Here is a 26478-nt window from a genome sequence, read left to right as displayed (position 1 = left end):
TGATCAATCATGGCGCGCAGGCTAACATAGCTCCCCTGCCCTGTGTCGCCTGCCAGCACCGCTCAGGCGGTGGTGTCGATCAGGTTGCCACTGGGCCGACCATCGGCCAACTTGCTCTTCAACGCTTCCAGGAAGCTGCTCAGGGACGCACTGCTGCCAGCACCACCGCCGGTCAGGCTGGCGAAGCTGCTCTTGAGCGAATCCAGCGTGGCACTACTGCTACTATCACCAGTGTCGCCGTCACCATCATCACTGCTCGACAAGGAAGCGATCAGGCTGTCGAGATCAGCCCCCAGCCCGCCTCGCGGTGGCGGCAGACCGGAAGGCGCATAGGCGGTAGCGGTAGCGGTAGCGGCGCTGATTTCAGCACCGTCGTCATCATTGTCACTGCTATCACTAACACTGACGCTGCCTGCCTCGCTACCCTGCGCATGCAGCGCGGCCATCAGTTGCTGCAGAAAGCTATCGAGCTTGGAATCGTTGCTGCTGGTGGAAACCGACGATGCCGAAGTCGATGTCGATGCGCTGCTGGCACTGGACGCGATGGACGAATCGACGGCACTGATGCTGTCGTCACCGAGATCGATGCCCAGCGAGCCGAGCAGGTCCTTTAGCGCCCCGAGCAATCCACCGCCACCATGCGGCGGCGGCGGTGGCGGCGCATCCGTGCGCAAACTGGCGCTGGTGGCGCTGGATGCACTGCCCAGGCTCATCAGACTGGCCAGGGTGACATTGCTGGTGCTGCCCGACAGGCTACCGATGGACATGATGTGGTTCTCCCTTTTTTCTTGATCCCTACAGGCGCCATTGCAGGCAATGCGCGCGCTCCCGAAACGCAGTATGGTTCAAGGCCAGGCTCGCAGATCGCCCCGCACGCGCAAAACCGGGTAAAGTTTTGTTAGGCAATGAAAAGCGACTGGATAAATGATTCGGCAGCCGGGATCCGGCCACATAATTACCTTAGGACAAGGCAGAAAGAAGCGAGTGATCGCACTTGAAATTGTTCGCCGGACCGGGGTAAATGAATGTAAAGATGTAATTGTAAAGACGCTCTGAAACACCTCTGCAAAACCTTTTACGGCATATTAGCGGCTGCCTGGTCCTGCGGCGTTAATGCAGGGCAACCCCAAATGGAATGCAGCAATGTCAAAAGTATTATTGATCGACGACGATGTCGAACTGGTCGACATGCTCAAGGAATATCTTGAGCAGGAAAAATTTGAAGTCAACGTTGCCTACGACGGCGAAGCCGGCGCAGCCGAAGCGCTGACCGGGCAATACGCCATCGCCGTGCTGGACGTCATGATGCCGCGCCTCAACGGCGTCGACACCCTGCGCCGGATCCGCGCCAAGAGCAACATGCCGGTGGTGATGCTGACCGCCAAGGGCGACGACACCGACCGCATCATCGGTCTTGAACTGGGCGCCGACGACTACGTGCCCAAGCCATGCACGCCGCGCGAAATCGCCGCCCGCATCCGCGCCATCCTGCGCCGCGCCTCTGCCGAAAACACCGAACAATCGCCTTATTCGCCGCTGGCCGTGGGCGCGCTGTCGATGTGGCCCGAACAACGTCGCGCCACCTGGGGCGGCCGTCCGCTGGAACTGACCAGCAGCGAATTCAACCTGCTTGAAGTATTGGCCCGCAATGCCGGCAAACCGGTCAGCAAGCAGCATCTGTCCGAACAGGGACTGGGCCGTCCGCTGGCGCGCTTCGACCGCAATATCGACGTCCACCTGTCGAGCATTCGCCAGAAGATCGCCGCGCTGGGCAGCGACAAGAGCTGCATCCAGACCGTGTACCGCCTGGGCTACCAGTTCATCAAGGAGTGACGTGGGTCGGCTGTTCTGGAAGTTCTTCTTCTTCATCGCCATCGCCCAGATCACCGCGACCTTCGGCGTCGGCGTGCTGTTCTGGGTCGAGAACCTGGAACGCAACAACCGCTCGTCCGAGATCGATCTCAGCCCACCGGCCAGTTTCATGATCCGCTCGGCGGCCGCCACGCTGCAGTTCGGCGGCACCGAAGCGCTGCGCGGCCTGATCAACGAAGGCCATGAACATCGCCCGAAGCTGTATGCGGTCGATGAAAACATGGTCGACCTGATGGGCCGCGAAGTCTCGCCCAAGCTGGTCGAAGAAGCACGCGCCCTGCTGTCATCGAAGCGGGAGCGGCATGTGGTGGAATTGGTCAAGGCAGCCAACGGTCATAGCTACCTGCTATTCATTCCGGCACCGACCGACGAGTTCGGCAATCGCGCCGGGCGCGATCCGCGCATGCGCGAACGCGGCGAGCCGCCACCGATGTTCTTCCCGAGTATGCCGATTGCCGTGGCGCTGGTCGCCAGCCTGGTGTTTGCGCTGCTGCTGGCGTGGTATTTCTCGCACCCCATCCGCCACCTCAAGAACGCCTTTGCCCAGGCGGCGTCGGGCAATCTCGACCTTGAGCTGGAACCGGTCATGAGCTCGCGCAGCGACGAACTGGCCGACCTCGGCCGTGACTTCGACGCCATGACCGCCAAGCTGCGGGTCTTGATGGAAAGCCAGCGACGCCTGTTGCACGACGTCTCGCACGAGTTGCGCTCACCGATCGCGCGCCTGCAGGTCGCCATCGGCCTGGCGCGCGTGCAGGACCGCGACAAGCTCGAGCTGACGCTGGAGCGCATCGAACGCGAAAGCATGCGCATGGATAGCCTGGTGGGTGAGTTGCTGACGCTGTCGCGCCTGGAAGCCAATGTGCCCGGCTCGATGGAAGAAGACATCGCCATCGAGGGCCTGCTGGCCGACATGATCGCCGACGCCGAATTCGAGGCCGAAGCCAATGCCCGCCATATCGCCGGCGAGGTCGATTGCCCGGTGGAGATCAAGGGCAATCCCGAGTTGCTGTACCGGGCCATTGAAAACGTGCTGCGCAACGCCATCAAGCACACCGCAGCCGACACCACCGTGCAGGTCACCACCCAGGTCGACGAGGCCAACCATCTGTTGCACCTGTCGATCCTCGATCGCGGCCCGGGGGTGCCCGAGGATGAGCTGGACCAGATCTTCGAACTGTTCTTCCGCAGCAGCCGCACCAAGAGCAACAGTGCGGGCCACGGCCTGGGCCTGTCGATTGCGCGCCGCATCATCGAGGCGCACCACGGCGTGATCCGGGCCGCCAACCGCCAGGACGGCGGCCTGCAGGTAGATATCACGCTGCCCTTCATGCCCGACCAGCCAGCGCCGGGACAGACGCTGGACAGTTGATCGGCGTTATTTCGACTGCGTCTTGACCACCTGCATGGCCGTGGCGATCAGCCCGCTCATGTCGGACAGATTGGCCGGCACGATCAGGGTATTGCTGGTCTTGGCCAGTTCGCCGAAGGCGTTGACGTATTGCTCGGCCACCTTGAGGTTGGCCGCATCGGCACCGCCCGGCGCCTGGATCGCGGCGGCGGTCTTGCGGATCGCCTCGGCACTGGCTTCGGCAATCGACAGGATCGCTGCCGCCTCGCCCTCGGCCCGGTTGATCGAGGCCTGCTTTTCACCTTCGGATTTGGCGATGGCCGCCTCACGCTGACCGGTGGCGATGTTGATCTGCTCTTGCTTGCGGCCTTCGGAGGCCGCAATCAGCGCCCGCTTCTCGCGTTCGGCGGTGATCTGCGCCTGCATCGCATGCAGGATCTCCTTGGGCGGCGTCAGATCCTTGATCTCGTAACGCAACACTTTCACGCCCCAGTTCTCGGCCGACTCATCGATGGCGTTGACGATGGTGGTATTGATGTGGTCGCGCTCCTCGAAGGTCTTGTCCAGCTCCATCTTGCCGATCACCGAACGCAAGGTGGTCTGCGCCAGTTGCGTGATGGCGGCAATGTAGTTGGACGAACCGTAGGATGCGCGCATCGGATCGGTAATCTGGAAGTAAAGGATGCCGTCGACCTGCAACTGCGTGTTGTCGCGGGTAATACAGACCTGGGGCGGCACGTCGAGCGGGATTTCCTTGAGGATGTGCTTGTAGGCCACCCGATCGATGAACGGCACCACGATGCTGAGACCGGGGCCCAGCGTCGCATGGTATTTGCCAAGGCGTTCGACCACCCAGGCGTGCTGCTGCGGGACGACCTTGACTGTCTTGACGACAAACAGGATGGCGATGACGAAAATGACCAGGGTTACGCTTCCCAGCATGGGGACCTCCTTGGGTGAAATGATGGACGATGGTGCCTGCAGATGCAGGCGGCCAGGTTGATTCAGCGCGGCGCGACGATCAGGCGACTACCGCGTATTTCACGGATGATGCAGGGGCCGGTCTCCGGCGGGTGCCCTGCTTCGAGTTCGACGTCCCACAGCGCCCCCCGATACGGCACGCGGGCGACATGACTGCCACCCTTCTCCTGCCAGGCAGGCACCTCGACCGTGCGCCCGATGTCGAGCGATTGGTTGGGGTCGTCGTTGATGCGACCACGGCGCACACGGCCAAATCGGCTGCGACGCAACAACAAGACGGCGACGATCCCCACCGCCGATGCGGCCAGCAATTGCCACTCGAGCAAGGCCCCACCCAGTGCCAGCAAACCGCCCGCAGTCAAACCGACAGCGATCATCAACAAGTAGAAGGTGCCCGTAAAAAGCTCGGCAGCGATCAGGCCGCCAGCGATCACGAACCAGATAGCCCAGTCACTCATAGAAAAATCCGTTCATATTCCTAGAAAAAGTAGTGAACAGCATCGAAAAAGTGCCTTTCTTACGGTAATTGTGTGCACAGTCTAACCCACAACACGCCGATATAAGAAAAAAAAGCGCGGACATTTCTGTCCGCGCTCTTTTTAACTTCTCGCCACGGCCACCAGGGCACGCCGCAGCACCGGTCGTCACTCAACGCATTACTTCTGCTTGGCCAGGTTCTGCCAGGTGTCGATCACGGTGTCAGGGTTGAGCGAGATCGACTCGATACCCTGCTCCATGAGCCACACGGCGAAGTCCGGGTGATCCGATGGGCCCTGACCGCAGATGCCGACGTACTTGCCCTTTTCGCGGCAGGTATTGATCACCTTGGTCAACAACGCCTGAACCGCCGGGTCGCGTTCGTCGAAGTCGGCTGCCAGCAGTTCCATGCCGGAATCGCGGTCCAGGCCCAGCGTCAGCTGGGTGAGGTCGTTGGAACCGATCGAGAAACCATCGAAGTGCTCCAGGAACTGCTCGGCCAGGATGGCATTGGACGGCACTTCGCACATCATGATCACGCGCAGGCCGTTCTCGCCACGCTTCAGGCCGTACTTGCCCAACAGGCCGATGACCTTCTCGGCCTGGCCCAGGGTGCGCACGAACGGCACCATGATCTCGACGTTGGTCAGGCCCATTTCTTCGCGCACGCGCTTCAAGGCCAGGCATTCCATCTGGAACGCTTCGGCAAAATCATCGGCCAGGTAACGGGCCGCGCCACGGAAGCCCAGCATCGGGTTTTCTTCGTCCGGCTCGTAGCGCGAACCACCGATCAGCTTCTTGTACTCGTTCGACTTGAAGTCGGACAGGCGCACGATGACCGGCTTGGGCCAGAAGGCCGCCGCGATGGTGGCGATCCCTTCGGCCAGCTTGTCGACGTAGAACGCCTTGGGCGAGGCATGGCCGCGGGCCACCGACTCGACCGCCTTCTTCAGGTCGTTGTCGATGTTCGGGTATTCCAGGATGGCACGCGGGTGCACGCCGATGTTGTTGTTGATGATGAATTCCAGGCGCGCCAGACCGACGCCGCCATTGGGAATCGACTGGAAGTCGAATGCCAGCTGCGGGTTACCCACGTTCATCATCACCTTCAGCGGGATCGGCGGCAATTCGCCGCGCGCCACTTCGGTCACCTCGGTTTCGAGCAGGCCATCATAGATCTTGCCTTCGTCGCCTTCGGCGCACGACACCGTCACCAGGGTGCCATCCTTGAGGATGTCGGTGGCATCGCCACAGCCAACGACGGCCGGCACGCCCAGTTCACGCGCGATGATGGCCGCGTGGCAGGTACGACCGCCGCGGTTGGTGACGATGGCTGAAGCGCGCTTCATCACCGGCTCCCAGTTGGGATCGGTCATGTCGGCCACCAGGACGTCGCCCGGTTGCACGCGTTCCATCTCGGCCGGGTCGCTGATGACGCGCACCGGACCGGCGCCGATCTTCTGGCCGATGGCGCGGCCGGTGGCCAGCACTGTGCCCGAACCCTTGAGCTTGAAGCGCTGCTGGGCATCGGTCGCCTTCTGCTGCGACTTCACCGTTTCAGGACGCGCCTGCAGGATGTACAGCTTGCCGTCGCGACCGTCCTTGCCCCACTCGATGTCCATCGGACGACCGTAGTGCTTTTCGATGATGGTGGCGTACTTGGCCAGCTCGACCACTTCGGCGTCGTCCAGCGAATAGCGGTTGCGCAGCTCAACCGGCACGTCCACGGTCTTGACCGAACGGCCAGCCTTGGCTTCGCCGGTGAACTCCATCTTGATCAGCTTGGAACCCAGGTTGCGGCGGATCACCGGCTGCTTGCCCAGCTCCAGCATGGGCTTGTGCACGTAGTATTCGTCCGGATTGACGGCACCCTGCACCACGGTCTCACCCAGGCCATAGCTGGCGGTGATGAAGACCACATCCTTGAAGCCGGATTCGGTGTCGATCGTAAACATCACGCCGGCCGCGCCCACGTCGGAACGCACCATGCGCTGCACGCCGGCCGACAAGGCCACTTCGGCGTGCGTGAAGCCCTTGTGCACGCGATACGAGATCGCGCGGTCGTTGTAGAGCGAGGCGAAGACGTGCTTCATCGCTTCGAGCACGTTGTCGATGCCGACCACGTTGAGGAAGGTTTCCTGCTGGCCGGCGAAGGACGCATCGGGCAAGTCTTCGGCGGTGGCCGACGAGCGCACGGCGAACGACATCTCGCTGGTGGAGTCAGCGACCAGTTTTTCGTAGAAGGCGTGAATCTCGTCGTTCAGGCGCGGCTGGAACGGCGTCTCGACGATCCATTGACGGATCTCGGCGCCAGCCTGTGCCAGTGAACGAACATCATCGATATCCAGGTTTTCCAGGCGCGTGGCGATACGCTGGGCCAATGTCGGGCCACCGTCGGCGCTGTGCTCCAGGAAATCACGGAAAGCTTGCGCAGTCGTGGCAAAACCGCCCGGCACACGAACACCGGCGCTGGCCAGCTGGCTGATCATCTCACCCAGCGAAGCGTTTTTGCCACCGACGGACTCGACGTCCGTCATGCGAAGAGATTCAAAGGGAGCTACGTATACTGCCCCCTGGGTATTGACTGCGTTGGACATGACTACCCCTAACTTGATGATAAGAAATCTTTGCGGGCGCAGCATGCGTCAGTTGATTTTTGTTATTCTGCGACGGTGCCGGCATCAGAGACGAACCCAGGGACATCACGAGATCCGCAAAACGCGCACAGCCGCCGAGGACGTTTGCCAATGCAAACATCACTACAAGGTCGGCCGGATTGCGCAAGCGGTTCAGAGTCATCGTGGTTGGGCTGCTCGTTAGTTGCTGGGCATTGTACCGCGTGAAATCATTTTTGTTTATTGCACCCACCTTTTTTTCTATTGACTGGCGACAACATCATGCTCGACCCCATGCCTCTCCCGCGCACAGCCCCGATGCTGGCGGCCAACCGCACGGTCTTCTTCGTCTCCGACGGCACCGGCATCACCGCCGAGACCTTCGGGCATTCGGTGTTGAGCCAGTTCGAGTTGCGTTTCAAGCAAGTGCGCCTGCCGTTCATCGACACCGTCGACAAGGCGCATGAAGCCACCCGCAAGATCAACGATGCGTTCCAGGTCGACGGCAAGCTGCCGATCGTGTTCTCGACGCTGGTCAAGTCCGAGCTGTCGTCGGTGATCCGCCAGGCCAAGGCGATGCACATGGACCTGTTCCAGACCTTCGTCGAGCCGCTGGAGCAGGAACTCGACATCAAATCGACCCATACCATCGGCCGCAGCCACAACACGGCCGATTCGGAGGAATACCGCAACCGCATCGAGGCGATCAATTTTTCGCTGGCGCATGACGACGGCCAGTCCAACAAGAACCTGTCCGAAGCCGATGTGATCCTGGTGGGCGTGTCGCGCTCGGGCAAGACCCCGACCAGCCTGTACCTGGCGATGCAGTTCGGCATCAAGGCGGCCAACTACCCGCTGATCCCGGAAGACTTCGAACGCGACAAGTTGCCGGGCGGCCTGGCGATGTTCAAGAAGAAGATCTTCGGCTTGACGATTGCGCCCGAGCGGCTGGCCGAGGTGCGCAACGAACGGCGTCCGGGCAGCAAGTATGCCGCGCTGGAAAACTGCCGCTACGAGATCAATGAAGCCGAGAACATGATGCGCCGCGAAGGCATTCGCTGGATGTCGTCGACCGCCAAGTCGATCGAGGAGATCGCCGCCACCATCCTGCAGGAACTCAAGCCCGAGACGCGCTAGGCCGCTGGTAGGTGGTCAGCAAACGGGACTGTTTGTGCGGCCCGCGGATCCAGGTTTGCAGCTGGAACTGGCGGGCGCTTTCGAACAGATAGCTGGCGGTGTAGCAATCGGCGCCGCACAGGTGCTCAGCCACCGGCGCCAGCTGGTTGCCGTCCAGCGCGTATCGCTGGTAAGGCTGGCCGATGCGCTCGCCATCGGCAAACGACACCATCACGCCATCGGCATCGAAGCGATAGTCGAACTGGCGCGTGAAGGCGATCGGTCGCCCCTGCATCATCTGCAGCGTCCCCTGCTCGCAATAGCGCAGCAGGTCAGGCGCGACCTGGGTGAAATCGCATTCGCCCGACGCCTGCGCCTGCAATTGCGCGTCGGCGCCCCAGATCGACCGACTGAAGACCCAGGCGCCGTCAAAGAAACGCTGCAAGCCTGCGGTGTCGCCCGGGATACCCATGTCAGTGCTCGCCCGAGCGCTGGCGCACCTGCTCGAAGAAGCAGACGGCGGCAGCGGCGGCCACATTGAGCGACTCGATCTCGCCGAGATGCGGGATCACCACTTCCTGGGTCGCCAATTCCATCAGCGCTGGCGAGACGCCCTGCCCTTCATGCCCGAACAGCCACGCCACCGGTTGCGACAGGTCGCATTGGTAGATCGTCTGGGCCGCATGCGAACTGGTGGCCAGCACCGGCACCCGACTGCTCGCGCAGAGCGCCGCGAGATCGGCGTTCTCGTGAATATCGAGCACGAAGTGGGCGCCCATGCCGGCCCGCAAGACCTTGGGCGACCAGGCCGCCGTGGTGCCGGCAGCGCAAAACACCTGGGTAATGCCGGCGGCGGCGGCGCTGCGCAGGACCGAGCCGAAATTGCCCGGGTCCTGCACGCCATCGAGCAGCACGGCCGAGGCCTCCAGCACGGCCGGCGCCGACAATACCGGCGTCGGCACCACCAGCAGCACACCGACACCGTTCTCGACCTGGCTCAACGCCCGATACAGGGAACTCGCCAGCACCAGGCACGGGGTGCGCAGCGCCTCGCAGCGGGCCAGGATAGGCGCCACCTCGGGATGCGTCTCGGCGGCCTGGTCCACCACGCACAGCTGGGCCGCGCCACGGTGCTGCAACCAGGCCTGCGCCAGGTGCACGCCATCGAGCAATGCCAGTCCGGCGCGGCGACGCGCCTGGGCGCTGTCAGCCAGTTGCCGCAGCTCCTTGAAGCGCGGGTTGTCCTTCGAGGTCAGCAGCTTCGCGCCGGCAGTGTCGCTCATCGCACCACCTCGCCCAGCCCCAGCAGCGCCTTGACCGGCGCATACGAACGGCGATGCACGGGCGACACGCCATGCAGTTTCAGTCGTTCCAGGTGGAACGCGGTCGGATACCCCTTGTGACGGTCGAAGCCATACTGCGGATAGCTGTCATGCAATACCATCAACGCTGCATCGCGCGCGGTCTTGGCCAGGATCGAGGCGGCCGAGATGGCCGGCACCTTGTCGTCACCCTTGACGATCGCCTCCGAGCGAATGGCCATCACAGGACAGCGATTGCCGTCGATCAGGGCCAGCGTGGGCACGGTCGCCAGGCTTTCGACCGCGCGCCGCATGGCCAGCATGCTGGCCTGCAGAATGTTGAGCTGGTCGATCTCCTGCTCGCTGCAGGAGGCAATCGCCCAGGCCAGCGCATTGTTCTTGATGTGTACTGCCAGGTTGTCGCGCGCCGCCTCGGACAATTTCTTGGAGTCGCGCAGGCCTTCAATGGGCCGCTGCGGATCGAGAATCACCGCCGCCGCAAACACGGGGCCGGCCAGCGGGCCGCGCCCGGCCTCGTCCACGCCGCAGATGATTTCGCCGGCGTAATCGAACAGCGACAAGGTCTCGGGCGGCGGCGCATTGCCGGTCTTGGTGCGGGGCATTGATATTCCTTGGTTGATGCGGTAGCGCAGTAGCGGCCTAGCGCGCGCGGCGGCCGATGACTTCCGCCACTGCGGCGGCGGCCTCACGGCTGCTGTCGCGCAGCAGCGCATGATGCATTTCGGTAAAACGGCGCACCAGCAACTGCTGATGGCCATGGTCTTCGAGCTGATGCCACATGGCGTCGGCCAGCGCCTGCGGCGTGGCATCGTGCTGCAGCAGTTCCGGCACCAGGAACTCACGCGCCAGGATATTGGGCAGGCCGACCCACGGCTGGTAGGCCATATGCCGCATGATCTGGTACGAGGCCCACATGACCTTGTACGAGATCACCATCGGCTTCTTGTACAGCGCCACTTCCAGCGAGGCCGTGCCGGACGCCACCAGCACCGCATCGGCCGCTTCCATGGCACTGTGCGACTGGCCGGGAACCAGCTTGATGTCGAGATCGTCGTAGCGGCCCTGGGCAATCTGCTGTGCGAATGCCTGCAACTGACGCTCGCCGGCCATGGGTGCGACGAACTGCAGTTGCGGGTCGCGCTGGCGCAGCAGCCGGGCGGCGGCCAGGAAACCGTCGCCGTTGAGCTTGAGTTCGCTCATCCGGCTGCCGGGCAGGATCGCCACCACCCGCCCCGGCCCGACCAGGCCCAGGCGCGCGCGCGCAGCCGGGACGTCGGGCGTCATCGGGATCACTTCGGCCAGGGGATGTCCGACATAGGTGACGGGCACGCCGGCCTGGCGATAGATGGCTTCCTCGAACGGAAAGATCACCAGCATGTGCGACACGGCGCGCTTGATCTTCTTGATGCGGCCACCGCGCCAGGCCCAGATCTGGGGCCCGATGTAATGCACCGTGGGTATGCCGGCGCGCCGCAACTGCTCCTCCAGGCCCAGGTTGAAGCCCGGGTAGTCGATCCCGACAAAGACGTCCGGACGCTCGCGCAGCAGTTTGTCGCGCAGCGCATTCTGGATGCCCTTGAGCTCGCGGTACTTCGGTATCACCTCGAACAGTCCACGCACGGTGAGCCGGTCCATCGGCTCGTCGCTGACGAAGCCGTGTTGCATCATTTGCTGGCCGCCGATGCCGTACAGCCTGGCGTCCGGAACCCGCTGGCGCAATCCGGCCAGCAAGCGCGCGCCGAGCACGTCGCCCGAGCTCTCGCCGGCCACCAGGGCGATGGCCAGCTGGCGGGCGTCGTCAGCGGATGATGCCACGGGGCGAGTCGCTAACGAATTCGCGCAGCGTGCGCAGATGCGCCGCCGCAGTGGCGGACTGCTGCTCCATCCGTTCGAGCTCCTGGCGCGCCTGGTCCAGCGGCAGGCTGGAGCGGTAGATCACCTTGTAGGCGCGCTTGATCTCCATGATCTGCTCGCTGCTGAAACCGCGCCGCTTGAGGCCTTCGCTATTGATGCCGGCCGGCACTGCACGATTGCCCGCTGCGGTCACGAAAGGCGGCACGTCCTGGCTGACGGCGGCGGTGAAGGCGGTCATCGCATGCGCGCCGATGCGGCAGAACTGGTGCACCGTGGTGAAGCCGCCCAGGAAGACGTGGTCGCCCAGGTGAACATGACCGGCCAATGTCGCATTGTTGGCCAGGATGATGTCATTGCCCAGCTGGCAGTCGTGCGCCACGTGGACATAGGCCATGATCCAGTTATCGTTGCCGATGCGGGTGACGCCGCCATCCTGCACGGTGCCACGGTTGAAGGTGACGAATTCGCGGATGCTGTTGCGGTCACCGATCTCGAGCCGGGTGGGCTCATCGGCGTACTTCTTGTCCTGTGGCGCAGCGCCAATGGAGCCGAACTGGAAGATCTGGTTGTCGCGACCGATGGTGGTGTGGCCTTCGATGACCACATGCGGGCCGATGCGGGTGCCGGCATCGATGCGCACATCGGGACCGATCACGGTGAAGGGACCGACCTCGACCGACGAATCGAGCTGCGCGCCGGGGGCGATCACTGCGGTGGGATGTATCCTGGACATATCCTTGGCCTGGCTTGGTGTTCGAGTGTGTGTGTTCAAGGAACAAGGCCCGGCCGGATCGCTGTCGATCTCTGGCCGGGCCCGATGATTGGCGCTGCAGGCAACCCGCGCTCAGGCCTTCTGGCTGGCGTCGGCGGCACTGCGCATGGTGCACATCAGGTCGCCTTCGACCGCCAGTTGACCATCCACGCTGGCTTCGGCGTGATACTGCCAGATGCCGCGCTTGCAACGGGTGATCTCGACCTTCATCTTCAGCTGGTCGCCCGGTTCGACCGGACGCTTGAAGCGTGCATTGTCGATGCCCAGGAAGTAGACCACGGTGTTTTCGTCCGGCTTGCGGCCTTCGGTGAGGAACGACAGCAGCGCGGCCGTCTGGGCCAGCGCCTCGATCATCAGCACGCCTGGCATCACTGGCTTGTGCGGGAAGTGGCCGTTGAAGAATTCTTCGTTGACGGTCACGTTCTTGAGCGCGGTGATCGATTTGCCGCTTTCCCAGTCCAGCACGCGATCCACCAGCAACAGTGGGTAGCGATGTGGCAGGTACTCTTTGATTTGATTGATGTCGAGGGTGTTCATTTCTCTTCTTGATTCTGTGGCGCAGGCGACGCCGCGTCATGCGGGGCGGCCTGGTCTGCCTTGTTTAACGTTTTGAGCGTTTTTTCCAACGCCCGGATTTTCTCACGCATCGAGCCCAGATTGCGCACGAGCGCGGCAGATTTTTCCCATTCGCGGTGCTCGGCGATGGGGTAGAAGCCGGTGTACTGGCCAGGTTCGAGGATCGAACGCAGCGCCAGCGTGCCCGCCGAGACATGTACCCGGTCGGCAATGGTGATGTGACCATGGATCATGGCCGCGCCGCCGATCGAGCAGTATTTGCCGATCTTTGCACTGCCGGCAATGCCGGCACAGGCGGCAATGGCGGTATGCGCGCCGATATGGCAATTGTGGGCGATCTGGATCTGGTTATCGAGCTTGACGCCCTCTTCGATCACGGTGTCGGCCAGCGCCCCGCGGTCGATGGTGGTGTTGGCGCCGATCTCGACGTCGGCCCCGATCATCACCCGTCCAACCTGGGGAATCTTGATCCACTGGCCCGCTTCGTTGGCAAAACCGAAACCATCGGCACCGATCACGGCGCCCGAATGGACGATGCCGCGTTCGCCGATCTCGCAGCCGTGGTGCAACGTGACGCGGGCATGAAAATGGGTGTCGTCGCCGATGCGGGCGCCGCGTCCCACGAAACTGCCGGCGTCGATCCGTGCACGCTCGCCGATCACCGCGCCCGCCTCGACCACCACGTGCGGCCCGATCACGGCACTGGCCGCGACCTGCGCGGAAGGATCGACCCAGGCGCCGGGATGAATACCCGGCGTGAGTTCAGGCGCCGCGAGCTGCTGGAACCACTGGGCAGCACGGGCAAAATAGGCGTACGGGTTCTTGGTCACGATGCGGGCGCCGGCATAGCCCTGCACCTGTGCATCGTCGGCCTCGGACAGGATCAACGCCGCGGCCTGGGTCTGCTCGGCCTGCGCCCGGAACTTGGGGTTGGACAGAAAAGTGATCTCGGCGCTGCCGGCGACATCCAGTGGCGCGATGCCGCGCACTTCGGTCTGCCCGTCACCCTTCAGTTGCCCGCCCAGGCGCTCGACCAATTGTGCCAGTCGAATACTCATGTCGGCCTTTCCATCTTCAAATGCCCGGCGCTGCGCCATGGCAGGCGCCGGATATACGGAGGCCGCCATGTCAGGCATACCCTGCAATGGCGGCCCTGAAAGCGACGATGCGGGCGCGGGACGATAAAGTCCTCGCGCCCGCATCGTCAGCTGCGATTACTTCGCCAGTTCCTTCAGCACCTTGTCGGTGATGTCGATATTCTTGCTGGCGTACACCGCTTCCTGGAACACGATGTCGTACTTTTCGGCTTCAGCGATCTGGCGGATGACCTTGTTGGTGCGTTCCAGCACCACGGCCAGCTCTTCGTTGCGACGCTGGTTCAGGTCTTCACGGAACTCGCGCTGCTTACGTTGGAATTCCTTGTCCAGGTCGGACAGGTCACGCTGACGCTTGGCACGGTCGGAGTCCGACAACACAGCCGAATCCTTGTCGAGCTTGTCGGACTGGGCCTTCAGGCGTGCCGCCAGGTCTTGCAGGTCGCGGTCGCGCTTGGCGAATTCTTGCTCGAGCTTGGTCTGGGCTGCCTTGGCTGGCGTGGCTTCACGGAAGATGCGCTCGGTGCTGACAAAAGCGATCTTGGTCGACTGCTGCGCTTGCGCAGGCGAAAAACTCAACAGGCAGGCTGCCATGACAACGGTCTGCAGGGACAGGAACGATTTGGAAATGAACTTCAAGGTAGTCTCCGAACAAAATTCAATGTTGCCCGCCAACAGCGGGTAATGCATCAAGTCCGGCGCGATGGCGCCGGACCCTTCAGGACACGATCAGAAACCGGTGCCCAGCTGGAACTGGAATGTCTGTGACTTGTCGCCGGTCTTCAGGTTCAACGGCTTGCCGTAGCTCAGCTTGAGCGGGCCGATTGGCGACACCCAGCTGATACCGATACCGGTCGAATAGCGCAAGTCATTGACCTTGATGTTCTCACGATCGGCGAAGACGTTACCGCCGTCGAAGAAGGTGAACCAGCGCAAGGTACGGTCCTGGCCCGAACCCGGGAACGGGAATTGTAACTCGGCGTTGGCATACAGACGCGAGGCGCCGCCCATGGAGTCGCCGTACTGGTCTTTCAGGTTACCCAGCGACGAGGCTTCGTAGCCGCGCACCGTGCCGATACCGCCCGCATAGTAGTTCTTGAAGACCGGATATGGCTTGCCGCCGAAGCCGCGACCATAATCCAGCTCGCCGTTCAACGCCAGCGTGACTGCCTTGCCGAACATCGGCTTGAAGTACTGGTGCTGGTAGCTGGCGCGATAGTACTTCAGCGTACCCAGCGTCGACACTTCGAGGTTGGCGCGCATGTACTGGCCGCTGGTCGGCACCAGGGCGCTGTCGCGGCCGTCACGCTGCCATGCCACCGTCAGCGGGATGCTGGTGGTGCGGGCGCTGCCGACGCCGCAACCGTTGGTGGTCGAGGTGATATCGCAGCCGGCGGTGCCGGCGCCGCCGAAGTCACGCACATACTGGCGATACAGCGACGGGCTGGTGTAGTCGGTGCTGACGTCGGTGCTTTCGATGCCGATACCGAAGAACACCCGATCCAGTTCCGAGAACGGCACGCCGAACTTGACGCTGCCGCCCAGGGTCTTGACGCGATAGTCACCGGTGGCGTACGTCGAAGGACGGATCGTGCGCAGGTAGACTTCGTAGGTGCGGCTGATGCCGTCGTCGGTGAAATACGGATTGGTGGTCGACACCGACACCGTGCGATAGCGCGAGCTGGTGTTGACATCGATACCGACGGTGTTGCCGCTGCCGAAGGCGTTTTCCTGCGAGATCGAGCCGGTCAGGCTCAACTTGTCGGATTGCGAGAAACCGGCGCCCAGCATGATGTTGCCGGTCGGCTTTTCTTCGACGCGCATGTTGACATCGACCTGGTCGGTCGAGCCAGCCACTTCAGGCGTGTCGATGGCGACTTCCTTGAAGTAACCCAGGCGGTCGACGCGGTCGCGCGAGAGCTTGATCTTCTCGCCGTCGTACCACGAATCCTCGAACTGGCGGAATTCGCGGCGGATCACTTCGTCGCGGGTCTTGGTGTTGCCGGCGATGTTGACGTGACGCACGTAGACCCGCTTGCCCGGGTCGATCATGATGGTGAAGGCGACTTCCTTCTTCTCGCGATCGACATTGGGGTTGGCATTGACGTTGGCGAAGGCGTAGCCGAAGTTGCCCAGGCGCTCACCGATCTTCTTGGTGCTGTCGGTCAGCTTGGAGCCCGAATAGGTCTCGCCCTGCTTCAACTGCACCAGGCCGGCCAGTTCCTGGTCGAGGCCGAACATCTCGCCTTCGAGCTTCACGCCGGAGACAGTGTACTTCTCGCCTTCCTTGATGTTGACCGTGATGTAGATGTCTTTCTTGTCGGGCGTGATCGACACCTGGGTCGACTCGACCTGCATCTCGAGGTAGCCGCGGTCCAGGTAGTACGAGCGCAAGGTCTCGATGTCACCCTGCAGCTTTTCCTTCGAATACTGGTCGGCCTTGGTGTACCAGGTGAACCAGCCCGGCGTGGTCAGCTTGATCTGGTCGCGCAGCGTGCCGTCCGAGAACACCTTGTTGCCCACGAAGTTGATCTGCTTGATGCGCGAGACTTCGCCTTCGTCAACATTGAAGGTGATCGCCACGCGGTTGCGCTCGATCGGCGTGACGGTGGTAGCCACCTTGGCGCCATACAGGCCGCGCGACAGGTACTGACGCTTCAGTTCCTGCTCGGCGCGATCGACCTGCGAGCGGTCGAAGATGCGCGACTCGGCGACGCCGATTTCCTTCAGGGCCTTGCCCAGTTGTTCCTTATCGAATTCCTTGATGCCGGAAAAGTCGACGCTGGCGATGGCCGGGCGTTCGACCACCTGCACCACCAGCACGTCACCTTCGGATTCGATGCGCACGTCACGGAAGAAACCGGTGGCGTACAGCGCCTTGATGGCGGCGGTACCCTTTTCATCCGTGAAGGTGTCGCCCACGCGCACCGGCAGGTAGCTGAACACGGTGCCGGCCTCGGTACGCTGAATGCCTTCCACGCGGATGTCCTTGACCACAAACGGCTGAACCGCCATGGCCTGGCTGGAGCACAGGGCAAAGGCGGCTGCCGCGATGAGGCGACGCGAGATGGTCGGGATGGGGTATTGCGCAGGGTGTAATTTCATCTATCGTTCATCAACAGTGTGTTCGCTGGCACTGCCTGACAAGATGCTGGTAAGCAATTGAAAACGGATCGCAATCCATTGCCAATTGCTTAACAACTGCCATCGGGGTTGGCCGGCAAATGTAAAAAATCCGGGTTGGCGCGATCCACCAGGGGTGGGTACATCGCGACATCAGGCCGGATCTATCCTGAAAAACCTGTTTCAACCCAAAAACGGGGTTTCAAAGCGCTTTTAAAGCCGCTTTTAAAACATCAAGCGCACGATGTCGTTGAAAGCTGCTACCAACATCAACGCCATCAGTATTCCCAGGCCGGCACGCTGTGCGATTTCCCCAAACCGCTCGGAAACGGGCCGCCCTGTCAAAATCTCCAGCGCATAATACAGCAAATGACCGCCATCTAAAACCGGGATCGGCAAGAGATTCATCACACCCAGGCTGATGCTGATGAAGGCCAGGAAGCTCAGGTAGCTCACCAGTCCCACGCGCGCGGTCTGGCCGGCGTAATCGGCAATGGTAATGGGGCCGGTGATGTTCTTCAACGAGACCTGGCCGACGATCATCTTGCCGATCATCTTGATGGTCATGACGCTGGTGTCCCAGGTGCGCTGGGCGCCCTTGGCCAGTGCCCCCACGGGGCCGTCACCCACCACCGCCATCTCGGGCGCCAGCGGCACCTCGACCTTGATGCGTCCGATCTGCTTGCCGCTGGCGCTATCGGCCACGCTGTCGGGCACCACCACCAGGCTGAACGGTTGGCCGTCGCGCACGCCCTGCAGCGCCAGCGACTTGCCGGCCGATTCGCGCACCTTCTCGACGAAGGCCAGGCCATCCTGCACCGGCACGCCATCGATGCGCAGTACCTGGTCGCCCGTGCGCAGGCCGGCCAGCTTGGCCGGGCCCTCCATGATCTTGCCCAGGATCGCCGGCGGACGCGCCAGCGCCAGCCCAAGCTGCGCCAGGAAGTCGCCCTCCAGCTCGTTGCTCGACACCGACGACAACGGCAAGCGCACCGTATCGAGCAGCTTGCCAGTACCGTTGGGGTTGGCGCGTTCGATGTCGAGGCGGGCCACGGCCTGGCCGCCATGACTGTTTTCCAGCACCAGCTGCATCAGCTTCCAGCGCACCTCGGACCAGACCTGTACCGCTTCGCCATTGATGGCGGTGATGCGGTCGCCCGCCCGCAGCCCGGCCTGGGCCGCCACGCTCTGGCTGGCCGCCGCGCGCAGCGTCGGCACCGGCTCGGGCACGCCATGCATGTAGAGGCCGGCAAACAGGAGGATGGCGAGCAGGAAGTTGGCAATCGGACCCGCGGCGACGATGGCGATACGACGCCAGACCGATTGCCGGGTGAATTCACGCTTGAGATCGGCCTCGGGCAGATCGGCGATGTCCTGCTCGCGCGCATCGAGCATCTTGACGTAGCCACCCAGCGGCAGGATCGACAGTGCCCATTCGGTCTGGTCGCGACCGAAACGGCGCGACCACACGACCCGCCCCATGCCCACCGAAAAGCGCAGCACCTTGACGCCACACCAGCGGGCCACCAGGTAATGTCCCAGCTCGTGCACCACCACCAGCGTGCCGAGCGCGACGAAGAAAGCCAACAGGGTATGCAGCAGAGTCATTGCGTGATGAAAGCTTCGGCCCGGGCGCGCGCTGCCGCATCCTGCTCAAGCAGCGTGCCGATGTCGGTCGCCGCCTGGTTGGGCAGCGCATCCATGACCCGATGATTCAATTGATCGATCATCCTGAACCCGATCCTGCGGTCAAGGAAGGCTTGCACCGCCACTTCGTTGGCGGCGTTGAGCACCGCCGCCTGGGTACCGCCGGCGCGCAAGGCATCATACGCCAGTTCCAGGCACGGAAAGCGCCGCATATCAGGCGGCGAGAAAGACAGTTGCGCGACCTGCGCCAGGTCCAGCGGCGCCACGCCCGAGGCGATCCGCTCGGGCCAGGCCAGCGCGTGGGCAATCGGCGTGCGCATGTCGGGGTTGCCCAACTGCGCCAGTACCGAGCCGTCGACATACGACACCATCGAGTGGATCACGCTCTGCGGGTGGATCACCACCTCGATGCGGTCGGCCGGGGCGCCGAACAGCCAGTGCGCCTCGATCACTTCCAGGCCCTTGTTCATCATGGTGGCGGAATCGACCGAGATCTTGCGGCCCATGACCCACTTGGGATGAGCCACCGCCTCTTCTACCGTGACCTGGTGCAGCGTGTCGACATCGCGCAGCAAGAAGGGACCGCCCGAGGCAGTCAGCATGATCTTTTCGACGCCGTGCGGCGCCAGCGCGCGCGAATAACCGGGCGGCAGGCATTGGAAGATGGCGTTGTGTTCGCTGTCGATCGGCAGCAGCGTGGCGTTGTGCGCCGCGACCGCATCCATCAGGAGCTGCCCCGAGATGACCAGCGCTTCCTTGTTGGCCAGCAGGATCTTCTTGCCGGCGCGGGCCGCCGCCAGGGTCGAAGCCAGACCGGCGGCGCCGACGATGGCGGCCATCACCATGTCGCAGCCATCGGCTGCGGCAATCGCGCACAGCGCCTCGGGGCCATGCGCGACCTCGGTGCGCAAGCCCCTGGCCGCCAGTTGCGCCGACAACGCGGACGCTGCCGCAGCAGTGCCGACGACTGCCACTTCTGGATTGAAACGTTCGCACTGCGCGGCCAGCTCGGCCACGCGCGAATGGGCGCTGAGCGCATAGACCCGATAGCGCTCGGGATGACGTGAAATCACGTCCAGCGTGGACACACCGATGGAGCCGGTGGATCCGAGAATACTGATGGACTGCATGGAAATTCCGGTTGGCCGGCCAGCGTCGCTCAAGGCGCCGCCAGCCACAGATCGATCAGCGCCGCCAGCGGCAGCACCGGGATAAGCGCATCGATGCGGTCGAGCACGCCACCATGGCCCGGCAGCAGGTTGCTGCTGTCCTTCATGCCGGCGCGACGCTTGAGTTGCGACTCGAACAGGTCGCCCACCACGCTGGCCGCCGCCATCACGGTCAGAACCGCCACGAAGCCGAGCCAGCCCCAGCGCTCGAACAGCCGATACTGGAAGGTTTCACCGAGCCCAACCGACATCGCCACCGCGGCCGAGATCACCAGCACCGCCAGCCAGCCGCCAACGGCGCCTTCCCACGACTTGCCCGGCGAAATGCCTGGCGCCAGCTTGTGGCGACCAAAACCCTTGCCCGCAAAGTAGGCGCCGATATCGGCCACCCACACCACCGCCATCACCGACAGCAGGTACAGCGGCGCACGGTGGAACAGATCGACGATGGCCACGAAGCAACCCAGGATCGCCACCATGTAGCTGCCGTTGAGCAGCCGGTTGGCGAACGCCTCGAAGGGAGGCAGCCCGACCCGCAGGCCGGGCACGAAGCGGATCACCCACAACGCCACGCACAGCATGTAGAGCGAGCGCACGCTGGGCATGCCGCTGTAGAACAGGATGACCGCAAAGGCCAGCGTCCACAGCACTGCCCATACGGCGGGCCGGGGGCTCTTGAACAGGCGGAAGCATTCCCATGCGCTGGCGGCAAAGAACACCAAGACCGCCATGGCAAACGCCGGGAAGAAATCGAAATACAGGATAGGCAACAGGATTGCCAGCAGGATCAACGCCGTGATGACACGCGTCTTGAGCATCAGGAAGCCTTTTTCTGGTCCAGCACCTGGGCACTGGTGCGCCCGAAGCGGCGCTCGCGTTGTTGATAGGAGGCAATCGCCAGATCCAGCGCCCGGCCGTCGAAGTCGGGCCAGAAGGTCTCGGTGAAGTACAGTTCGCTATACGCCAGTTGCCACAACAGGAAGTTGGAAACACGCTGCTCGCCGCCGGTGCGGATGAACAGGTCAGGCTCGGGCGCGTAGGCCATCGCCAGGTAAGGCGCCAGTTGCTCTTCGGCAAAGTCGGTCGCACCGGGATTGGCCCGGAGCATCTTGCCGACGGCCTGCATCACGTCCCAGCGACCGCCGTAGTTGGCGCACACCGTCAGGGTCAGGCGCGAATTGCCGGCCGTCTGCGCCTCGGCGCGGGCCGCCATCTCCTGCAGCTTGGGATCGAAACGGCTCATGTCGCCGACGATCCGGAGACGAATGCCGTTCTGGGCCATCTTGCCGACTTCGCGCTCGAGCACCGTCATGAACAAGCGCATCAGCACCGACACCTCATCGGCCGGACGGCGCCAGTTCTCGGAACTGAAGGCAAACAGGGTCAGGAATTCGATGCCGCGCACGGCGCAGGCTTCGACGATGTCGCGCACGGCATCCACGCCCTTGGCATGGCCTGCCACACGCGGCAGGAAACGCTTGGTTGCCCAACGTCCGTTACCGTCCATGATGATGGCAACATGACGCGGAACCGCGGATATATCCGGAACCGCAAGAGTTGAGCTTTGATGCTTCATGAATATTATTTAGTGCCTTGTTGCCCTGGTGCCAGGATGGGTTTATCGCACCATGGTAGCGGGCTGCGGGCGCTTTGACAAACCATCTGCATCAGCAGGAGAAAAGCCCGGCCCCGAGCCTGGACTCGAACCGGGCCAGCCAGGACCCCGGCCAGGAAGGCCGGCACGCATGCCCTGCCCTCTTTCCGGCCCGGAACCTGCGACGACGTCACACCGTCATGACTTCTTTTTCCTTGTCGCCGACCAGCTTGTCGATCTCGGCGACGAACTTGTCGGTCAGCTTCTGGATGTCGTCCTGGCCACGGCGCTCGTCATCTTCCGAGGCGACCTTGTCCTTGACCAGCTTCTTCAGGGCTTCGTTGCCGTCGCGGCGGATGTTGCGCACCGCGATCTTGGCGTCTTCGGCTTCGTTCTTGACCAGCTTGACCATTTCCTTGCGACGCTCTTCGGTCAGCGCCGGCATCGGCACGCGGATCAGCTCGCCGTGGGTGGCCGGATTCAGGCCCAGATCGGCTTCGCGGATGGCCTTCTCGATCACCGCCACCATTTTCTTCTCGTACGGTTGAACGCCGATGGTGCGAGCGTCGATCAGGGTCAGGTTGGCGACCTGCGACAGCCCGGTGCTGCTACCGTAGTAGTCCACCGTGACCTGATCCAGCAGACCGGTATGGGCACGACCGGTGCGCACCTTGGCCAGATTGGCCTTGAGCTGCTCGATCGACTTGCTCATTTTCTGTTCACTATTCTTCTTGACGTCAGCGACACTCATGCTGCTCTCCTAACTTGATACGGTAGATACTCATCTTCGATTCCGGCCAGCCGGAACGCAGATGCAAACGAAAATGCCGACATGGCCGGCGCATTGTAAACGCTAGACGCCGCCGCTACCACGGGGGGAGCGGCGTCATCATTCCATCATGCTCAGACGTGGACCAGGGTGCCTTCGTCCTCGCCCATCACCACGCGCTTCAGGGCGCCCGGCTTGATGATCGAGAATACCTTGATCGGCAGCTTCTGGTCACGACACAGCGCAAAGGCGGTCGCATCCATCACCTGCAGGTGCTTGGAAATGGCTTCGTCGAACGAAATCGATGTGTAGCGGGTCGCGGTCGGGTCTTTCTTGGGGTCGGCCGTGTAGACGCCATCGACCTTGGTGGCCTTGAGCACGATCTGGGCGCCGATCTCCGAACCGCGCAGTGCCGCTGCGGTATCGGTGGTGAAGAACGGGTTGCCGGTACCGGCGGCGAACACCACGACCTTGCCTTCTTCGAGGTATTGCAGGGCCTTGGGGCGGACGTAAGGCTCGACCACCTGTTCGATGCCGATGGCCGACATCACGCGTGCGGTCAGGCCGGCCTGGCGCATGGCATCGGCCAGTGCCAGCGAATTCATGACGGTGGCCAGCATGCCCATGTAGTCGGCCGTGGCGCGATCCATGCCCTGGGCGCCAGGCGCGACGCCACGGAAGATGTTGCCGCCGCCGATCACGATGGCCAGTTCGATACCCAGATTGCTGATTTCTGCCACATCCGCGACCATGCGTTCGATGGTCGCGCGATTGATACCGTAGGCGTCGTCGCCCATCAGTGCTTCGCCGGAGAGTTTGAGGAGTACGCGCTTATAGGCAGGTGTTGTCATTGCAGGGCTCCGTGTTCTATCCGATTTGAAATGCTTTGAATGGTCCACTTGGCTTTGATCGCGATGGCGAACGGCGCGGTTCGCCGCGAAAAGTCAGCGGACACTTGCTTGATTGTACTGCTGCGCCAATGGTACTCGTTCACATCACTTGCCACGGCCTGACCGAGTGGATCAGACAAACCCTGACAATAGATACGGCCCAGCCCGAAAGTTCCGGACGGGCTTAAAAAAACGGGCCTCTCGGCCCGCTTTCTTGTAACGCTTACTGTGCCTGCTTTGCTGCAGCCACTTGCGCTGCCACTTCGGCAGCAAAGTCGTCCTGCTTCTTCTCGATGCCTTCACCCACCACGTACATGACGAATGCCTTCACGCTCGAGTTGGCCGCCTTGAGCATCTGCTCGACGGTTTGCTTGTCGTTCTTCACGAAGGCCTGGTTGAACAGCGAGACTTCCTTCAGGTACTTCTGGACCGAACCCTCGACCATCTTGGTGGCGATATCGGCAGGCTTGCCCGATTCGGCCGCCTTCAGTGTTGCCACCGAGCGTTCCTTGGCGATCAGGTCGGCCGGCACTTGCTCGGACGACAATGCAACCGGCTTCATGGCGGCGATGTGCATGGCGACATCCTTGCCCACCTGCTCGTCGGCGCCGTCGAATTCGACGACCACGCCGATGCGGGTACCGTGCAGGTACGACGCCAGCTTGGCCGAGGTTTCGAAACGCTGGAAGCGACGGATCGCCATGTTCTCGCCGATACGACCGATCAGTTCGGTGCGCACTTCTTCCAGGGTACGACCGTCAGGCAGCTTGGCAGCAGCCAGTGCAGCCAGGTCAGCCGGATTGGCTTCGACCACCAGCTTGGCGGCAGCGTCGACCAGGGCGATGAATTCATCGTTCTTGGTCACGAAGTCGGTTTCACAGTTGACTTCGACCAGCGCGCCGACGTTGCCGGCGATGTAGGTTGCCACCACGCCTTCGGCGGTGATGCGCGAAGATGCCTTGGAGGCCTTGCTGCCCAGCTTGACGCGCAGCAGTTCTTCAGCCTTGACCATGTCGCCATCGGCTTCGGTCAGGGCCTTCTTGCATTCCATCATCGGCGCATCGGTCTTTGCGCGCAGTTCGCCTACCATTGCTGCGGTAATTGCCGCCATATTCATTCTCCTGACTGGGGGGCGCGCCGCCGTTGGCGACACGCTTGAAACTAGAAAATTGACTCAAAAAAAAGGGGCCACCGCGTGTTCCGCTGTCACCCCTTTTTGTTGCCTTCAGCGAAAAGCGGATTAGGCCTGTTCGCTGACCTCGACGAATTCGTCGCCCTTGACTGCTTCAACCACGTCGTTGACGGCGTTGGCACGGCCTTCCAGGACTGCGTCGGCGATACCGCGTGCGTACAGTGCGATTGCCTTGGCCGAGTCATCGTTACCAGGGATGATGTAGTTCACGCCTTCTGGCGAGTGGTTGGTATCGACCACGCCGATGACCGGGATACCCAGCTTGGCGGCTTCGGTGATGGCGCCCTTGTGGTAGCCGACGTCGATGACGAAGATTGCGTCAGGAATGCCGCCCATGTCCTTGATGCCGCCGATGGACTTTTGCAGCTTTTCCAGTTCGCGACGGAACAGCAGGCCTTCCTTCTTCGACAGCTTCTCGACCGAACCGTCTTCGATCGACGCTTCCATGTCCTTCAGGCGCTTGATCGAGGTCTTGATGGTCTTGAAGTTGGTCAGCATGCCGCCCAGCCAGCGCTGGTCAACGAAAGGCACGCCTGCGCGCTGGGCTTCGCCAGCCAGGATTTCACGTGCTTGACGCTTGGTGCCAACGAACAGGATGGTGCCGCGGTTGGACGACAGTTGACGAACGTACTTGGTCGCCTCTTGGAACAGACCCAGGGTCTTTTCCAGGTTGACGATGTGAATCTTGTTGCGGTGACCGAAGATGAACGGCGCCATCTTTGGGTTCCAGAAACGGGTTTGGTGACCGAAGTGGACACCGGCTTCCAGCATTTCGCGCATTGTGACAGACATGAATTTCTCCAGGGTTTGGTCTGGAATCCGCTCGGTCATCCGACATATGCCGGACACCCTTTGGCGAACGGATTCGCGTTTCAAGTGATATTGCTCTATGGATACTACCAATTACTACTGCTTCGCGGGCCCTGCCTGCACGTGCTGCTGTCCGCATTGCTTCGACAACAACTTCGCATCCGGCCGGGGCCTCGCCAACCCGATTTCAGGTTAGCCCGGCATTGTACTCAAGTGCACCATTTTGTTCAAGGGGTATGCGCACCTGAAAAACTGGCCGCAATGTGCTCGCATCGTCTCATCCGCAGCCGGCGCGTGCCGTAGCGCCCGACAAGCACAGGTGGTCTCGACTATAATTCGACTTTGACGATTTACAACGAAATAGCGACTGACCATGAGCAACATCATCATCAAGACCGCCGCCGACATCGAAGGCATGCGCGTAGCCGGTCGCCTGGCCGCCGAAGTACTCGATTACATCACGCCCTTTGTCAAACCCGGCGTCACCACGGGCGAACTCGACCGCCTCTGCCACGAGTACATGACCAATGTGCAAGGCAGCGTCCCGGCCCCGCTGAACTACTGCCCGCCGGGCTACACGCCCTACCCCAAGGCCATCTGCACCTCGCTCAATGACGTGATCTGCCACGGCATCCCGGGCGACAAGGCCCTCAAGAGCGGCGACGCCCTCAACATCGACGTCACCATCATCAAGGATGGTTACCACGGCGACACCAGCCGCATGTTCTTTGTCGGCCCGCCGTCGATCCTGGCACGCCGCCTCACCGAGATCACCTACGAATGCATGTGGCTGGGCATCAGCAAGATCAAGCCCGGCGCCCATCTGGGCGACATCGGCCACGTGATCCAGCAGCATGCCGAAAAGGCCGGCTACAGCGTGGTCCGCGAATTCTGCGGCCACGGTATCGGCCAGGTATTCCACGAAGAGCCGCAGGTGCTGCACTACGGGCGCCCCGGCACCCTGGATGTGTTGCAGGCCGGCATGATCTTCACGGTCGAACCGATGATCAACGCCGGTCGCCGTGAAATCAAGGAAATGCCCGACGGCTGGACCATCAAGACCAAGGATCGCAGCCTGTCGGCCCAATGGGAACATACCGTGCTGGTCACCGAAACCGGCTACGAGATACTGACCGTCTCGCCCAACATGCCGGCGCCGCCGGCCTTCATCACGCAGCCGGCCGCTGTCACCGCCTGAACCTGGCGCCAGTCGCCGTGCGGGGGCACGCGACAGGCGCCTGGGCATGAAACCTG

25 protein-coding genes are annotated in these 26478 nt (G+C 62.4%); 4 read left to right on the top strand and 21 right to left on the bottom strand.

The window, feature by feature from the left end; all coding sequences use genetic code 11:
- Window positions 1-62: 62 nt before the first annotated feature.
- Window positions 63-767, bottom strand: a complete 705-nt coding sequence (locus LBW87_RS05335; protein ID WP_225200413.1) for a hypothetical protein — start codon at window positions 765-767, stop codon at window positions 63-65.
- 376 nt (window positions 768-1143) lie between these two features.
- On the opposite strand from LBW87_RS05335, the gene LBW87_RS05330 reads away from it, so the two are divergent.
- Both LBW87_RS05330 and LBW87_RS05325 read left to right on the top strand, forming a co-directional pair.
- The gene (locus LBW87_RS05330; protein ID WP_225200412.1) at window positions 1144-1833 is read left to right on the top strand and encodes a response regulator transcription factor; all 690 of its coding nucleotides are present in this window, start codon (window positions 1144-1146) and stop codon (window positions 1831-1833) included.
- 1 nt (window position 1834) lies between these two features.
- Window positions 1835-3244, top strand: coding sequence for an ATP-binding protein (locus tag LBW87_RS05325; RefSeq protein ID WP_225200411.1), 1410 nt, complete (start codon window positions 1835-1837; stop codon window positions 3242-3244).
- Between the two features lie 6 nt (window positions 3245-3250).
- On the opposite strand, the gene LBW87_RS05320 is transcribed toward LBW87_RS05325, so the two are convergent.
- The 3 genes from LBW87_RS05320 to ppsA form a co-directional block, all read right to left on the bottom strand.
- The gene (locus LBW87_RS05320; RefSeq protein WP_225200410.1) at window positions 3251-4165 is read right to left on the bottom strand and encodes an SPFH domain-containing protein; all 915 of its coding nucleotides are present in this window, start codon (window positions 4163-4165) and stop codon (window positions 3251-3253) included.
- Between the two features lie 62 nt (window positions 4166-4227).
- Entirely contained in the window at window positions 4228-4662 is a 435-nt protein-coding gene (locus tag LBW87_RS05315) for an NfeD family protein (RefSeq protein ID WP_225200409.1), read from the bottom strand.
- Between the two features lie 198 nt (window positions 4663-4860).
- Window positions 4861-7218 carry a phosphoenolpyruvate synthase gene (ppsA, locus tag LBW87_RS05310; RefSeq protein ID WP_265112872.1) on the bottom strand — a complete coding sequence of 786 codons (2358 nt, stop codon included), beginning with the start codon at window positions 7216-7218 and terminating at the stop codon, window positions 4861-4863.
- Window positions 7219-7578: 360 nt separating this feature from the next.
- Here ppsA and LBW87_RS05305 point away from each other — a divergent pair, with 360 nt between their 5' ends.
- Window positions 7579-8433: a pyruvate, water dikinase regulatory protein gene (locus LBW87_RS05305; RefSeq protein ID WP_225200407.1), complete on the top strand. Its 855-nt coding sequence runs from the start codon at window positions 7579-7581 to the stop codon at window positions 8431-8433.
- Here the strand turns inward: LBW87_RS05305 and LBW87_RS05300 are convergent.
- From LBW87_RS05300 to rpsB, 17 genes are all read right to left on the bottom strand, one after another.
- Entirely contained in the window at window positions 8414-8884 is a 471-nt protein-coding gene (locus tag LBW87_RS05300; protein WP_225200406.1) for a DUF6314 family protein, read from the bottom strand. The two genes, LBW87_RS05305 and LBW87_RS05300, sit on opposite strands and share 20 nt — an antisense overlap.
- Before the next feature lies 1 nt (window position 8885).
- On the bottom strand, window positions 8886-9695 hold the full coding sequence (locus tag LBW87_RS05295) for a TrmH family RNA methyltransferase (protein ID WP_225200405.1): 810 nt from the start codon (window positions 9693-9695) through the stop codon (window positions 8886-8888).
- Window positions 9692-10336 (bottom strand): ribonuclease HII, encoded by a 645-nt coding sequence (gene rnhB / locus LBW87_RS05290; protein ID WP_225200404.1) that lies wholly within the window; start codon window positions 10334-10336, stop codon window positions 9692-9694. Before rnhB ends, LBW87_RS05295 begins: the two co-directional genes overlap by 4 nt.
- 37 nt (window positions 10337-10373) lie before the next feature.
- On the bottom strand, window positions 10374-11549 hold the full coding sequence (gene lpxB / locus LBW87_RS05285) for a lipid-A-disaccharide synthase (protein ID WP_225200403.1): 1176 nt from the start codon (window positions 11547-11549) through the stop codon (window positions 10374-10376).
- Window positions 11533-12321, bottom strand: a complete 789-nt coding sequence (gene lpxA / locus LBW87_RS05280; protein WP_225200402.1) for an acyl-ACP--UDP-N-acetylglucosamine O-acyltransferase — start codon at window positions 12319-12321, stop codon at window positions 11533-11535. The genes lpxB and lpxA overlap by 17 nt, the downstream gene beginning before the upstream one ends.
- Window positions 12322-12432: 111 nt before the next feature.
- The gene (gene fabZ, locus LBW87_RS05275; protein ID WP_225200401.1) at window positions 12433-12897 is read right to left on the bottom strand and encodes a 3-hydroxyacyl-ACP dehydratase FabZ; all 465 of its coding nucleotides are present in this window, start codon (window positions 12895-12897) and stop codon (window positions 12433-12435) included.
- Window positions 12894-13994, bottom strand: a complete 1101-nt coding sequence (gene lpxD / locus LBW87_RS05270; protein ID WP_225200400.1) for a UDP-3-O-(3-hydroxymyristoyl)glucosamine N-acyltransferase — start codon at window positions 13992-13994, stop codon at window positions 12894-12896. Before lpxD ends, fabZ begins: the two co-directional genes overlap by 4 nt.
- Before the next feature lie 156 nt (window positions 13995-14150).
- Window positions 14151-14624, bottom strand: a complete 474-nt coding sequence (locus LBW87_RS05265; RefSeq protein ID WP_225200872.1) for an OmpH family outer membrane protein — start codon at window positions 14622-14624, stop codon at window positions 14151-14153.
- A gap of 135 nt (window positions 14625-14759) precedes the next feature.
- A complete protein-coding gene (gene bamA / locus LBW87_RS05260) occupies window positions 14760-17135 on the bottom strand; it encodes an outer membrane protein assembly factor BamA (RefSeq protein WP_225200399.1) in 2376 nt (791 codons plus the stop codon).
- A gap of 243 nt (window positions 17136-17378) precedes the next feature.
- On the bottom strand, window positions 17379-18761 hold the full coding sequence (gene rseP / locus LBW87_RS05255) for an RIP metalloprotease RseP (RefSeq protein ID WP_225200398.1): 1383 nt from the start codon (window positions 18759-18761) through the stop codon (window positions 17379-17381).
- A complete protein-coding gene (ispC, locus tag LBW87_RS05250; protein ID WP_225200397.1) occupies window positions 18758-19930 on the bottom strand; it encodes a 1-deoxy-D-xylulose-5-phosphate reductoisomerase in 1173 nt (390 codons plus the stop codon). The genes rseP and ispC overlap by 4 nt, the downstream gene beginning before the upstream one ends.
- Window positions 19931-19959: 29 nt before the next feature.
- Complete coding sequence (locus LBW87_RS05245) at window positions 19960-20787, bottom strand: phosphatidate cytidylyltransferase (protein ID WP_225200396.1); 828 nt, start codon at window positions 20785-20787, stop codon at window positions 19960-19962.
- A complete protein-coding gene (uppS, locus tag LBW87_RS05240) occupies window positions 20787-21545 on the bottom strand; it encodes a polyprenyl diphosphate synthase (protein ID WP_225200395.1) in 759 nt (252 codons plus the stop codon). Before uppS ends, LBW87_RS05245 begins: the two co-directional genes overlap by 1 nt.
- Window positions 21546-21753: 208 nt before the next feature.
- Window positions 21754-22314: a ribosome recycling factor gene (gene frr / locus LBW87_RS05235; RefSeq protein WP_225200394.1), complete on the bottom strand. Its 561-nt coding sequence runs from the start codon at window positions 22312-22314 to the stop codon at window positions 21754-21756.
- Between the two features lie 152 nt (window positions 22315-22466).
- Window positions 22467-23183 carry a UMP kinase gene (pyrH, locus tag LBW87_RS05230; protein ID WP_225200393.1) on the bottom strand — a complete coding sequence of 239 codons (717 nt, stop codon included), beginning with the start codon at window positions 23181-23183 and terminating at the stop codon, window positions 22467-22469.
- 262 nt (window positions 23184-23445) lie between these two features.
- Window positions 23446-24333 (bottom strand): translation elongation factor Ts, encoded by an 888-nt coding sequence (gene tsf, locus LBW87_RS05225; RefSeq protein ID WP_225200392.1) that lies wholly within the window; start codon window positions 24331-24333, stop codon window positions 23446-23448.
- 129 nt (window positions 24334-24462) lie between these two features.
- The gene (rpsB, locus tag LBW87_RS05220; RefSeq protein ID WP_008117655.1) at window positions 24463-25206 is read right to left on the bottom strand and encodes a 30S ribosomal protein S2; all 744 of its coding nucleotides are present in this window, start codon (window positions 25204-25206) and stop codon (window positions 24463-24465) included.
- A 391-nt stretch (window positions 25207-25597) separates the two neighbouring features.
- Between rpsB and map the strand changes: the two genes are divergently transcribed.
- Window positions 25598-26422, top strand: coding sequence for a type I methionyl aminopeptidase (gene map / locus LBW87_RS05215; RefSeq protein ID WP_225200391.1), 825 nt, complete (start codon window positions 25598-25600; stop codon window positions 26420-26422).
- Window positions 26423-26478: the final 56 nt, after the last annotated feature.

The sequence above is a fragment of the Herbaspirillum sp. alder98 genome (assembly GCF_020179755.1).
GTDB lineage: Bacteria > Pseudomonadota > Gammaproteobacteria > Burkholderiales > Burkholderiaceae_D > Herbaspirillum.
Note: the sequence above shows the minus strand (reverse complement) of the source record. Positions and strands in the feature narration are given on the sequence as shown.